We start from the raw sequence: 12,493 nt of genomic DNA on the forward strand, positions 1-12,493 counted from the left end.
TCCTTTTCTGTAGATTAATTATATAACTGCTGAAAATTGATTCTTCCTTTTTTAATCTACATACGCATATTATATTACATGTGTTTTTTGTATACGAATAAAAACAAAGAAAGCAGGTAGAAAGCAATAGATAAATGATTAACGTTTTCATGAATATATTGAATTTCTATCCACTGAAGGGGGAGATCGAGTCCTAATGATGCAAATAAAAAATTTCTTTCAAAGTAAAGGATTTCAAAGGTTGCTTGTGTTAGTAATTTTAACCCTTATATTATATGGGTTAAAAAGTATGATTAATTTAATATTGATTACCTTTATCCTTACGTTTTTAATGGATCATTTTCAAAGGTTTATTTCTGAAAAGCTTAATCGTTTTGTACGGATAAATAGGAAAGTGATTATCGCTTTTTTATACATTGTTTTAGTTATGTTGATTATTACCACGTTATATAAATATTTACCGGTCATTACCGTTCAAGTTTCACAGTTAATTCATCAGTTTCAAGTGTTTTTTAAGCAGCCACCTGATAATGAAATTATAAAATATTTGATTTCTACCATTAAAGAGATGGAAGTATCAAAGTATATTGAACAAAGTGTCGATGTTATTTATCAGTCTTTAGCTAATATTGGAAAAGTAAGTTTGCAAATGTTTCTTTCCCTTATTTTAAGTTTGTTCTTCTTGTTAGAAAAAGAGCGTATTATAGCTTTCACTTCTAAATTCAAAGATAGTAAGCTTAGCATTTTTTACAATGAGATTGCATATTTTGGACAGAAATTTGTACGTTCATTTGGAAAAGTTATTGAGGCACAGTTTTTAATCGCTGTTGTAAATGGTATTCTTTCAGTTATTGCACTTTGGCTTTTAGGATTTCCACAGCTCCTTGTATTAGCAGTAATGATTTTTTTGCTTGGGCTCATCCCAGTTGCAGGTGTAATCATTTCGCTATTTCCACTTTGTATTATTGCTTATAATATTGGTGGGATTACATATGTAGTATACATTTTAATTTTCATTACAGTCATTCATGCGTTTGAAAGCTATTTTTTAAATCCAAAATTTATGTCTGCAAAAACGAATTTACCAATTTTCTATACGTTTATGATCCTTATATTTTCAGAGCATTTTTTTGGTGTGTGGGGGTTAATAATTGGGATTCCGATTTTTATCTTCTTGCTTGATGTACTTGACGTGAAGAATGAGGAGAAATCGTATGTAGATGTAGAATGATACCTCGAAGGCACGTAAAAAGCAATCCAAGTATATTGGATTGCTTTTTATCCCGCTATTCGCGGGTAGTAATACCCTCACCTCAAAATTCATCCTAAGAAAAGAAGTAAGCTGCGTTAACTTTAATGATAACTGCCATTACAATGTTTTTCCTTATTGGAGGCTTACTCTCATATGGGATTTGGAGAATGGAAAAAATCACTCAATATGGGAATGAGAATACTGGAATATAGAAAAGATAAAAAACTCGGCTGTTTTACGAAACAGCCGAGTTTTTTTGCATGTTAGTAGGGGAGTTGCAGCGGACGGCGGCGTCCAGATTAAATGAAGTTACTTTTACCAAGTGAATAATAGTTAAATCGTGCTGTTGTATATCTTGTCAAAATTGATTATGATTTCAATGACATAATAGAGTGTAGGGAGGACGTTATGAGGAAACACCGTATTCATTTTTTATTTTTGCTCATATTCATTTGCTTTATTAGTAGCTGTAGTAAAGCAACAGATGTGGCAGAAGAACAAGAGATATGTAAAACAAAAGAAGAATGTATAAAAAAGGGAGATGCATTCCTTAGTAAGATTAATAAAAAAATGCAGGGAATTTCTGAACTAGAAGCATATACGGAAGTAGAAAATAAAGAACAATTAACAGCCTATGAAGAACAAAGAAAAGATGACGACCGTTACTTCTTTTTAGCCTCTTATTATATTGATAATGATGAATTAGCAGATCCATATTTTGAAGAGTTAGATAAAAAGAGATTATATAAAGTATTTGCTGATGATAAAGATGCAAGTAAAGAAGTGATCGCATCTCATGAAGATATGGATTATCATCAAACGCTATGGGACATGTACAGCCTCTTAATTCCAGCAAAATATAGAGAGGATATTAAAGAATTCGATATTGTAACGGACGGATACGATAATATTGTTGCTCATGTTATGCAAAATGCAGAAAATCCTGAAGACTGGATAATAAGTTTAGATGCGTTAGATTCTAACGTAAATATAAATGAAGTGATGAAAACGTTAATTCATGAAACTGCTCATGTTTTAACATTGAATAGCACACAAATTCCTGTGGATCAGAAGTATATAAAAGATGTTACAGAGGAAAAAGACATTTCGGCATATGAAGCAAAATGTACGGCGCTGTTTTTAACAGAAGGCTGTACAAAAAAAGATTCGTATGTAAATCAATTTTATGAGCAGTTTTGGAAACCAATTGAAAGTGAATGGAAAGAGAAAAAAGTAGAAACAAATTTAGAAGCGCAAATGCAGTTTTTTAAAGAACATGAAGACAAATTTGTTTCTGAATATGCAACAACGAATGTCGCAGAAGACATTGCTGATACATTTACCGCGTTTATTTTACAAGATTCTAGCAAAGTGAAAGAATCACAAGAATTAAAGTATCAAAAGATTGCTTTCTTTTATCAATTTCCAGAGCTTGTGAAGATGAGAGCGGAAGTGCTGTCAGGGTTACAGCAAATTTCGGAGGAAGTGGAAGAGGCATAGGGTGAAAAACAGGATAAAGACATTATACAAAAGGGAGAGAATGCATGAGTTATGAATAATAGTTTAACTAATCTATTAAAAAACAAATTTATTTTAATAGTAATTCTATTGATTGGATCTTTTCATATGATTAACTTGGGGATATTTTTGTTAATTGTATTCGGTGTTTCTATGTTTTTGGACGCTCCAAATGCTGAATATCCCCCTATAGTAATGTCACAATTGTATCCTCCTTTGATTGGCTACTTATTCTTATTTTCAGCTATTCTTTTTTGTTATTTTTATCAAAAATTTGCATCTGAATCTCACTGGAAAAAGCGGATAGTTCAAGGGATATTTCTTGTTTTTGCACTTATCATTCCTATCTTCTTAGGTGCTTTTAAAATACCACTTGTGGAAATGTTAATGAAATTTTAATTGGTGAGTACTGTTCGTTGATGTGAGATTGGGGATAAGTATAACATTATGATTCGTGAATAATACGAAAATAAAATGTCGAGTTACCTCGAAATTTGTTATACTGTGAAGGTTATAGTTTTTGGATGTGATATATAGAGGAGATGCGAATTTTTTTGTCTAAGCATGAGTATCGCTTTTAATTCATTTACGTTTGATAAAAACATTCAAATTTGTGATAGGGTGTTTGGACAAGAAAAGAGAATCTATAAATACATCCAAAATCTAAAGAGAGATTTGTATAAAATACACAAGAGAATGGAGAAGATAATATGAATCAACAACTAGCAGGATTTTGGAGACGATTTGGAGCTAATTTTTTAGATGGACTAGTGTTAGTTCCTTTTCTTGTAATTTTTATGTGGTTAGATATGTCTAAGGAGAAATCAGATAATATAATAGGTATTTTAGAAACGTTATACTATCTAATTGTTCCTGTCGTATGGGCAGGGTTTACAGTAGGTAAGAAAGCATTAGATATTCGAATTGTACGTATTGATGGAAAGAAAATTACGATTTGGACTACGTTAAAACGCTACCTATTAGGTGGAATTGTATATACACTTACAATTGGTATTGGATTTATCGTAAGTGCATTTATGGTAGCACTGCGAAAAGATAAACGTTCTATTCATGATTTTATTGCAGGAACAAAAGTTATTCGTGACTAATATGAAAAGCAACCTATACATTGTTAGGTTGCTTTTTTCGTACGCGTAATGAACTTTTCAAATCCTGCAACAAGCACATACATAAGTGTTGCGAGAATACATGTGAGAAGTACGCTAAGCAAAACGAGCGTAAAGTTAAAGACTTGAAAGCCGTAGCTAATTAAATAGCCGAGTCCTTCTTTTGAAATGAGCAGTTCCCCGAAAATAACCCCAACCCAAGAGAGACCGACGTTTACTTTTAATGTAGAAATGATGGCTGGGAACGATGCTGGTAAGATGACTTGTTTATAACATTGCCATTTGTTTGCGCCAAAGGTTTGCATGACTTTCAAATAATTGGCGTCCACTTCTTGAAAGGCACTGTAAATGACGAGAATGGTAACGATGATGGAAATGATGACACCCATCGCCACTGCAGATGAGATATTCGGACCGAAGATGACAATAATAATCGGACCGAGCGCGACCTTTGGCATTGCATTTAAGACGACAAGGTATGGATCGAGTACACGGGCAATGAAAGGGCTCCACCAAAGGAAGGTTGCAATGCACGTACCAAGAAATGTTCCGAGTATAAAGCCAAGGCACGTTTCAAAGAGCGTTGTATAAATGTGCGGCCAAAGGGAATTATCTTGCCATTTTGTAATGAGTAAGTGAAGAATGCTAGAAGGTGAACTAAATAATAATGGATCAATCCACTGGTTTCGGCTAGCGACTTCCCACAATGCGAAAAAGAGGAAGAGAATGAATAGCTGCAATGTTCGTACAGCAAGTGTCCGTTTTATTTCTCGTTTTCGAAAGTCTTGGTGAATTTCTTTTATATTATCCAAGGTGTTCCAACTCCTTCCATATTAACTGGAAGAATGAAGGGAAATCGGGATGCTGACGCGCTTCAAATGGTGAAAGGGAGCGAATGTTTTCTGGAACAGAAAAGACTTTGGCGATGCGCCCTGGTTTGGCTTGCAGTAAGTAAATGCGATCGCTCATTGCAATAGCCTCTTCGATGTCGTGTGTAACGAGAAGCGATGTTTTCTTATATTCTTTTAAAATGGAAAAAACGAGTTCTTCTAATTTTAATTTTGTTTGGTAATCGAGTGCAGAGAATGGTTCGTCTAGTAATAATATTTTCGGATTTGTTGCGAGTGTCCGAACGAGAGCAGCACGCTGGCGCATTCCTCCTGATAATTCATGCGGATATTGTTTTTCAACCCCTTGCAAGCCGACCTGTTCTAATAGCTGCAAGGCGTGTTGTTTCGTTTTTGATGTGTATGCTTTTGTAATGCGTAAGCCGACTGAGATGTTCTCTTCAATCGTTTTCCATGGGAACAAGTAATCTTGCTGAAGCATATAGCCGATGGAGGATGTTGGTTTTGTCACACATTCTCCGTCGAGAAAGACAGTTCCTTCAATTGGCTGCAGTAAGCCCGAAATAATGGAAAGTAGTGTTGTTTTACCACAGCCGCTTGGGCCAAGGAAGGAGATAAATTCTCCTTCCTCAATTGTTAAGGAAATATTGGATAAGACGAGGCTGGCGTTTTCTTTTGAGAAGAAGCAATGAGATACGTTAGAAAGCTGTAGCAATTTCATTGTACGGTCCTCTACTTCTTAATAACACTTTCTGCAATGGAAGTATTCACTAATATGTCATGAGGTACTTCTTTCGGTAATTCGCCAGCTTCTTTCATAATACTTTGCAGTTGTTTCCACTCTGCTTCATCTAATAATGGATTCGTTGCGTACGAATGTTGCGTTTTGTAACGATCAATAACTTTCACCATAATATCTTTTGATGTATCTTTAAAGCGCGGTTCAACGGCTTTTGCAATTTCTTCTGGGCTATGTGTATCGACCCATTGCTGCGCCTTATAAATAGCGCGTGTAAATTTTTCCGCAGTTGCTTTATCTTTCTTTAAGAAGCTTTCTTTTGCCATAAAGGTTGTATACGGAACAGTTCCAGATTCAACGCCAAAGGAAGCGACGATGTAGCCTTTTCCTTCTTTCTCGAAAATACTAGCAGTTGGTTCGAAGAGCTGTACGAAATCACCTGTTCCAGAAGCAAAGGCATTTGCGATATTCGCAAACTCGATATTTTGAATTAAATTTGTATCTTTATGTGGATCAATTCCGTGCTTTTTCAGTACGTATTCGCCAACCATTTGCGGCATACCGCCTTTACGTTGACCGAGGAAAGTTGTACCTTTCACATCACTCCAATTAAAAGACTCCAATTTTTTACGAGAAACAAGGAATGTTCCGTCTGTCTGTGTTAATTGCGCAAAGTTAATGACAGGGTCTTTTGCCCCTTGCGCATAAACATAAATAGATGTTTCTGAACCGACAAGGGCAATATCGATGCCATTTGATAATAAAGCTGTCATCGTTTTATCGCCGCCGGCAGTTGTTTGTAAATCAATGTCTAACCCTTCATCCTTAAAAAATCCTTTTTCCATAGCAACATATAGCGGAGCATAAAATAATGAATGTGTCACCTCACCAACGCGTACTTTCTCTACTTTTGTACTTTCTTCTTTTTTATTACACGCAACAAACGTAAAAGCAGTAAGGAAGACAATTAAAAAACACGCTAGAACTTTTCGCAATTTATGACACCTCCTAAAAATACATCTACTTTAATGTATGTGGGTAAATGCCTATATGTGAGTGGACAGAGGAGGAATTTTTTGAGCAGAAAAGAAAAAATAACGATGTGCGGATTTCATTTTTTTCGTCATAAAAATGGAAGTATCACTTTGTTAAAAGAGATGAAGGAAATGTGCAAGGGAAAACTAATATATGTAAAGGAGAAAAAAGAGAAGGGGTATATGACATGCATGCGAAAGTCAAACAAGCATTGAAATATTTTGGTGGGAAAGAAGAAAGCTGCGTTAAGCTCTCTAGCGGATTTCAAAATGAGGTATATGAGTATACGTATGAAGGGGAACAGCGTATTTTACGGATTACACCGAGCTCTCGCAGAAATGTAAAACAAATTCAAAGTGAACTAGATTTTATACGCAGTTTACAAGAGGGCGGCGTGAATGTTTCCTTGCCAGTTGCCTCTTGTTTCGGAAATGATATAGAACGAATAGATATAGATGAAGAGGCATTTTTTATTACTTCATTTTTAAAAGCACCTGGTCAGTTTGTAAACGTTGCGAATGAACAAGAATGGAATATGAGGCTGTTTCAAAACTGGGGACAAACGATTGGAAAGATGCATGCGATTGCTAAACAAAATGATAGTCATGATGAAAAATATGAGAGGCCAAGCTGGGAACCGAATATACAATCTATGAACTTTTTATTATTAATCAATAAACCATTAGCCACAAGCTATGAAAAAATAATTACAGAAGTTCAGGTACTCTCAAAGGAAAGAGATACATATGGACTTATCCATAATGACCTCCATCAAGGAAACTTTTTTGTTCAAGACAATACATTAACGATCTTTGATTTTGACGATTGTTCGTTTTGTTGGTTTGCACAGGATATTGCCGTATCATTTTATCATGCAGTGTGGCAAGGATTGTCAGTAAGACCGGAGCATGTATCCTTTCCCAAAGAATTTATGAAGTATTTTATAGAAGGATATAATAAAGAACATACGATGAATAAAGAAATATTAAAGCAAATTCCGCTTTTTCTTAAACTGCGGGAAGTCTTTTTGTTTACGCTGTTTCATGAAGTATGGAATTTTGACAAGTTAGAAGAATGGCAGGTTTACACATTAAAAGATTTGCGATATCGGATTGAGCAAGGGGTTCCATATACAGATGTGGACTTTTTAAGTTTTGCGTAAGGAGATAAAAAAGCGATGTAATAGCTCACTAAATGTGTAAGCTATTACATCGCTTTTTTATACAGATCTCATTCAATATGTTATCAAAATTCTGAAAAATATTCTATTTCTTTTTGCGGCGTGCAGCTAACATGAGAATGAAATAATAAATGAGGAGGACGATACATGTCAGTTTTTGATCAATCTTCATTTCAATGCCGCATAGAATGGGGACGGCGCGGCGCTAGGGAGGCAGCGAAGCGAGGAGATATTACGATTATTGTAGATGTTCTTAGTTTTTCTTCGACAGTAGTCACAGCTTTACATGTAGGGGCTGAGATCTTTCCATATCCGCCGCCATTAAATGAAAAAGCAAAAGCGTATGCACAGCAATTAGGTGCAGAGCTTATGTTAAGCAGGGCAGAAGCAGCGAAAATGGGCAAGCATTCTTTATCCCCGGTAACATTTAACGCTGCTGATCAGGGGAGCAGATTTGTTTTATGTTCATTAAACGGTGCGTCTTGTACATGGATTGCTTCGAAAGTTCCTGCGCTTTTCATTGGCTGTTTACTGAATGCTTCAACTGTTGCGGAAGCTGCGAATCTCCTCCAAAAACAAACTGGTGCAAATATTACGGTTGTCCCTTGCGGAGAACATTGGGAAGATCCAAAGGAAGATGAAAATGAGCTGAGACCAGCAATAGAAGATTATTTAGGAGCAGGTGCAATTATAGAAAATTTACAGGGAAGCAAGTCAGGTGAAGCACAGTTATGTATGGGTGCTTTTCAATATGCAAAGTCCAATCTTAATGAGTTCATTTGGGATTGTGGGAGTGCCCGAGAGTTACGTGAACGTGGATTTGCAGAGGACGTAACACATAGTACATCTCTAAATCTACTGCAAGTAGTACCATTTTTACAGAATGATCGGTTTGTGAATTTTATCCCGCTATTTTTGGGCAGTAAGACCCCACCTCAAGATTGAGAGAGAAGTGAGGAAGATAGGTGTGTGATAAAGGGAATTTGTTATATAAACTAGCATTTTCTAAAAATTATCCTTTTCAATTTGATAGAATCAATATGTATAAGTTCGGTAGATTTCTTGTGCCGGAACCACATTCCACGTATCTCAGTTGAACCTTTACATGATTGATGATACATTTTAAAATGTAGTATTACGTAAAATATAGATGCGTTTATATTCTGGTTATAGTATAAAATTGATAGAATTCTTGGAGAGACATGGGAGGTGACTGTGAATGCCTGAACCATTAAAGAAAGATCGTCGTTATATGGTTGGATTAGAAAGTCTAAGAGGCCTAGCCATACTAGGTGTTATTTTGTATCATCTCAATCCTAAGTGGCTACCTGGAGGATTCCTAGGCGTTACTGTATTTTTTGTACTTTCTGGTTATTTAATTACCGATCTTCTTGTTATTGAATGGAAGGAAAAAAAGAGGATTGATTTGAAAAATTTCTGGTTGCGTAGGGCAAGGAGATTGCTTCCAGGAATGCTTGTCATGCTTGTTATAATCTTAGCATGGATTACAATTTTTCATAGTTCTTTACTTGGAAAAATGTGGGGAGATTCGTTAGCAGCTTTATTCTATGTTAGTAACTGGTGGTATATATTTCACAAAATATCATATTTTGATAGTTTTGGCCAACTTGCTCCACTGAATCATTTTTGGTCATTAGCTGTTGAGGAACAGTTCTATGTAGTTTGGCCGCTCATAATTAGTCTAGGATTTTCCTATATAAAAAAACAGTCCCGTATGACTCTACTTATTTTTCTCGGAGCGATTGCTTCAGCTGTCGCAATGGCGCTGATGTATGTACCGGGCGCTGATCCAAGTAGGGTTTATTATGGTACCGATACAAGGGCGTTTTCCTTACTGATTGGTGCAGCACTCGCTTTAATTTGGCCGAGCAGTAGGCTTGCTAATAAAATTATCCCGTCAGCTCGTCTTGCTCTTGATGTAATTGGAGGAATTGCTCTTATTGTGATTCTCTTTATGTTTTGGAAGACGAATCAATATGATCCATTCCTATACCGCGGAGGAATGTTCCTTTTCTCGGTTGTTACGGCATTATTAGTAGCGAATCTTGCTCATCCAGCTAGCCGAATTAGTGTATTTTTAAGGTTTAGGCCTTTACGATGGATGGGTGTCCGATCCTATGGGATATATCTCTGGCATTATCCGATTATCACATTGACAAGTCCGCAAGTAAGTACTGGAGAATTTCAGTTTACGAGGGCCATTTTTCAACTTTTTCTTATTCTGTTTATAGCGCAGCTTTCATGGAAATTTATCGAAAATCCAATTCGTCAAGGTGCATTGAAGAATATTCGTTTACATAACTTAAGCATAAGAAACTTAGCGTTAAGTGGTAAGCTAGCTTTAGCATTTGCACTATTGGTTTCTGTGACAGCTGGTTTCGGTTTATTAACAGGGAGCCAAGCAAAAGCGGATTCTAAAAAAGCTAGTATAGAAGCAGTACAAACAGAACAAAAAGAACAAACGAAACCAAAAGAGCAAACAAAACCAAAAGAACAAACGGAACAAAAAGAACAAGCTGATAAACCAGCTCAAAATAAAGAAGAAAAAGGAACGGTTTCTGAGAAGCCTAAAGAACCTCCAACAGTTACAGCCATTGGAGATTCAATTATGATTGACATATCTCCATATTTGAAAAATACTTTTCCTAATATTAAGATCGATGCGAAGATTGGAAGACAAATGTCTGAAGCAACCGCCACGGTAGATAAAATGAAAAAAGAGGGTAATTTAGGAGAGTATGTAATTATCGGATTAGGTACAAATGGAGCATTTACTACTGAGCAAATCACATCATTGATTCAATCGATAGGTAATGAACGTAAAGTTATATTAATTAATACAAGAGTGCCGCGTCCATGGGAATCATTGGTGAATGAGAGATTAAAAGAAGCAGCGAAGAATTTCTCAAATGTCACACTAGTCGATTGGTATTCAGCAAGTGCTGGGAAGCAGGAATATTTTGAACCAGATGGAGTCCATTTAACGAAAACAGGGGCAGAGGCATACGCTTCACTTGTAGTGAAGGAGATTAAGTAGGTAAAACACTCGTTTTGACTTTAAAGTGATTTTTGAATGAGTAGGAAAAAGCGCTATTCTTTTTTACAGAAAGAATAGCGCTTTTTGTATTAATACCACCATTTCTTCTGCGGCAGTAACACAACATTTACATGAAAGTTTTGCGAAAACCAATCATACATTAGCGTCTTTTTCACTAAAAACTCAGACGCAGAATGAGAGACCCCAATAAGCGACATACTTGTATGCGGGATGTACTCTTTCATGATGGCATATTTCTTTTTCCCATATTCGTTATCAATATGACAATGCACTTCCCCGGTAATATAAGCCTGCGCCCCTTTTTCTTCTGCTTCTTGCATCATGCTTACTTTATCGCCGCAGCCAGCGATGATTGCGATTTTCGAAATGTGAGAACGTGTTTGTCCTTCAAAGTCTACATACGGGATGTTAAAAATCTTTTTTGCTTTTTCAATTAGTTCGTTTGTATGAGTTGGAGCAATTTCACAAATCAATCCATCGCCTTCAGCGAAGCTTTCAATTACTGATGCACGTAGTGCTTTGGCGATGGCGATACTTGTACCATACGTTTGATGACGGTCCATTGGTGCGTGACATGTGTACACGGATAATCCTTTTTCTTTTATTGCTTGTAAATAATGCTTTGGAATAGGAACGAATCCGCGCCCTGGTAAGCCTTGCGGGTCTCCGCATTCCATGACAAGCGGATGGTGCATAAATAATAAGTCTCCAGCTTTTCCTTCAGAAAGAAACCTATCTAGCACTTCATCTGTTGGAAAGACAGCTAGAAATACATTATGAACAGTATCTTCTCCTTTTAACATGAGTCCGTTAAAATATGTAACAAAATCATCTTCAAAGAAATCTTGCCACGGAAAAGAGATTGGATCGTAAACATCTGGAATAAAACGACTAAATCCAGGGTCTATTCCATATTTGTGCACTGCAAATAAAGTATCTAATTGATGTTGTATGTCTTGGAGTGGTGGCATGACGAACTCCTCCTTTGGAAAATATATGAAGTTTATTATACGTTTGAATGAATTTTCTGTATATATAAATCAGATCAGTTTATAAAAAAGAATGATACAATAGGATAATTGTTATATATGTAGGAGGAAAAACAATGAATGTTACAGTGACAGAAGCGGCATATGCAAAAATAAAAGAAATGATTCCAAGTGAGGCAAAATATATAAAATTATTTTATGATAACGAAGGATGCGGCTGTGTGATGAGTGGGATTATTGACTTAGTTGCTGTATCTGAAAAAGATGAGCGTGATGTAGAGATTTCATCAAACAAATTTCAGTTTATTGCAGATCGAACGAAGCTCGTTTTTATGGATGATAACTTGATTGTTGATTTTCAGGAATCAGGAGGAAACTTTCAATTAAAAAGCCCAAGTCAATATTATAATCCAAATATGAAACTGCATGTTCGGGTGTAATGAGTAAAACAAAAAAGAAGAAAGCGGATTAAACTTGCTTTCTTCTTTTTTATTTTGCTGCTTGTATACGTTAAGATTTAGGGGAGACAAAGAAGATAGGTGAAGGAAAATAGTCTGTAAGAGAATTAGCGGTGAGAGTTTCTATCATACCTTTCGAGAGGACTCCCACCCCTAAACATATGTGAAGGTGGTGAGGTGAATCGAAAAAAATATTTTATGTTCAAGTAAAACGATAGAAACGTATGTTCTGGTTTTGGTATAATATCCTTAACAAGGAGGTGAAAAA

Annotated in this window: 12 protein-coding genes; 8 read left to right on the forward strand and 4 right to left on the reverse strand. The window is 36.0% G+C overall.

Annotation, left to right across the window (positions count from 1 at the left end):
- Positions 1-196 precede the first annotated feature (196 nt).
- From ACTDJC_RS20060 to ACTDJC_RS20075, 4 genes are all read left to right on the forward strand, one after another.
- Positions 197-1,231 carry an AI-2E family transporter gene (locus tag ACTDJC_RS20060; RefSeq protein WP_098306573.1) on the forward strand — a complete coding sequence of 345 codons (1,035 nt, stop codon included), beginning with the start codon at positions 197-199 and terminating at the stop codon, positions 1,229-1,231.
- A gap of 429 nt (positions 1,232-1,660) precedes the next feature.
- Positions 1,661-2,752: a recombinase family protein gene (locus ACTDJC_RS20065; RefSeq protein WP_440604497.1), complete on the forward strand. Its 1,092-nt coding sequence runs from the start codon at positions 1,661-1,663 to the stop codon at positions 2,750-2,752.
- Between the two features lie 51 nt (positions 2,753-2,803).
- Positions 2,804-3,169: a hypothetical protein gene (locus tag ACTDJC_RS20070; protein WP_098306577.1), complete on the forward strand. Its 366-nt coding sequence runs from the start codon at positions 2,804-2,806 to the stop codon at positions 3,167-3,169.
- Positions 3,170-3,480: 311 nt separating this feature from the next.
- Positions 3,481-3,879, forward strand: a complete 399-nt coding sequence (locus ACTDJC_RS20075; protein ID WP_098306579.1) for an RDD family protein — start codon at positions 3,481-3,483, stop codon at positions 3,877-3,879.
- 23 nt (positions 3,880-3,902) lie between these two features.
- Here ACTDJC_RS20075 and ACTDJC_RS20080 read toward each other — a convergent pair whose 3' ends face one another.
- The 3 genes from ACTDJC_RS20080 to ACTDJC_RS20090 are packed head-to-tail and all read right to left on the reverse strand — an operon-like array spanning position 3,903 to position 6,479.
- On the reverse strand, positions 3,903-4,709 hold the full coding sequence (locus ACTDJC_RS20080) for an ABC transporter permease (protein ID WP_098306581.1): 807 nt from the start codon (positions 4,707-4,709) through the stop codon (positions 3,903-3,905).
- Complete coding sequence (locus ACTDJC_RS20085; RefSeq protein WP_440604498.1) at positions 4,702-5,466, reverse strand: ABC transporter ATP-binding protein; 765 nt, start codon at positions 5,464-5,466, stop codon at positions 4,702-4,704. The genes ACTDJC_RS20080 and ACTDJC_RS20085 overlap by 8 nt, the downstream gene beginning before the upstream one ends.
- Before the next feature lie 11 nt (positions 5,467-5,477).
- A complete protein-coding gene (locus ACTDJC_RS20090) occupies positions 5,478-6,479 on the reverse strand; it encodes an ABC transporter substrate-binding protein (RefSeq protein ID WP_440604499.1) in 1,002 nt (333 codons plus the stop codon).
- Between the two features lie 227 nt (positions 6,480-6,706).
- Between ACTDJC_RS20090 and ACTDJC_RS20095 the strand changes: the two genes are divergently transcribed.
- The 3 genes from ACTDJC_RS20095 to ACTDJC_RS20105 all read left to right on the forward strand — a co-directional run bounded on the left by ACTDJC_RS20095 (position 6,707) and on the right by ACTDJC_RS20105 (position 10,757).
- A complete protein-coding gene (locus tag ACTDJC_RS20095; protein ID WP_440604500.1) occupies positions 6,707-7,681 on the forward strand; it encodes a phosphotransferase enzyme family protein in 975 nt (324 codons plus the stop codon).
- 165 nt (positions 7,682-7,846) lie between these two features.
- Positions 7,847-8,644: a 2-phosphosulfolactate phosphatase gene (locus ACTDJC_RS20100; protein WP_440604501.1), complete on the forward strand. Its 798-nt coding sequence runs from the start codon at positions 7,847-7,849 to the stop codon at positions 8,642-8,644.
- 274 nt (positions 8,645-8,918) lie between these two features.
- On the forward strand, positions 8,919-10,757 hold the full coding sequence (locus tag ACTDJC_RS20105) for an acyltransferase family protein (protein ID WP_440604502.1): 1,839 nt from the start codon (positions 8,919-8,921) through the stop codon (positions 10,755-10,757).
- A gap of 89 nt (positions 10,758-10,846) precedes the next feature.
- Here ACTDJC_RS20105 and ACTDJC_RS20110 read toward each other — a convergent pair whose 3' ends face one another.
- A complete protein-coding gene (locus ACTDJC_RS20110) occupies positions 10,847-11,749 on the reverse strand; it encodes a Nif3-like dinuclear metal center hexameric protein (RefSeq protein WP_440604503.1) in 903 nt (300 codons plus the stop codon).
- A 134-nt stretch (positions 11,750-11,883) separates the two neighbouring features.
- On the opposite strand from ACTDJC_RS20110, the gene ACTDJC_RS20115 reads away from it, so the two are divergent.
- Positions 11,884-12,207: an iron-sulfur cluster biosynthesis family protein gene (locus tag ACTDJC_RS20115; protein WP_253630679.1), complete on the forward strand. Its 324-nt coding sequence runs from the start codon at positions 11,884-11,886 to the stop codon at positions 12,205-12,207.
- Positions 12,208-12,493 lie beyond the last annotated feature (286 nt).

It is taken from the genome of Bacillus sp. GB_SG_008 (assembly GCF_052038115.1).
Classification (GTDB): domain Bacteria; phylum Bacillota; class Bacilli; order Bacillales; family Bacillaceae_G; genus Bacillus_A; species Bacillus_A rhizoplanae.

Coding starts and splice junctions, on each gene's coding strand:
- ACTDJC_RS20070 (WP_098306577.1), top strand. CDS start 2,804: ATGAATAATAGTTTAACTAATCTATTAAAAAACAAATTTATTTTAATA.
- ACTDJC_RS20075 (WP_098306579.1), top strand. CDS start 3,481: ATGAATCAACAACTAGCAGGATTTTGGAGACGATTTGGAGCTAATTTT.
- ACTDJC_RS20105 (WP_440604502.1), top strand. CDS start 8,919: ATGCCTGAACCATTAAAGAAAGATCGTCGTTATATGGTTGGATTAGAA.
- ACTDJC_RS20110 (WP_440604503.1), bottom strand. CDS start 11,749: ATGCCACCACTCCAAGACATACAACATCAATTAGATACTTTATTTGCA.
- ACTDJC_RS20115 (WP_253630679.1), top strand. CDS start 11,884: ATGAATGTTACAGTGACAGAAGCGGCATATGCAAAAATAAAAGAAATG.
- ACTDJC_RS20100 (WP_440604501.1), top strand. CDS start 7,847: ATGTCAGTTTTTGATCAATCTTCATTTCAATGCCGCATAGAATGGGGA.
- ACTDJC_RS20085 (WP_440604498.1), bottom strand. CDS start 5,466: ATGAAATTGCTACAGCTTTCTAACGTATCTCATTGCTTCTTCTCAAAA.
- ACTDJC_RS20095 (WP_440604500.1), top strand. CDS start 6,707: ATGCATGCGAAAGTCAAACAAGCATTGAAATATTTTGGTGGGAAAGAA.
- ACTDJC_RS20060 (WP_098306573.1), top strand. CDS start 197: ATGATGCAAATAAAAAATTTCTTTCAAAGTAAAGGATTTCAAAGGTTG.
- ACTDJC_RS20065 (WP_440604497.1), top strand. CDS start 1,661: ATGAGGAAACACCGTATTCATTTTTTATTTTTGCTCATATTCATTTGC.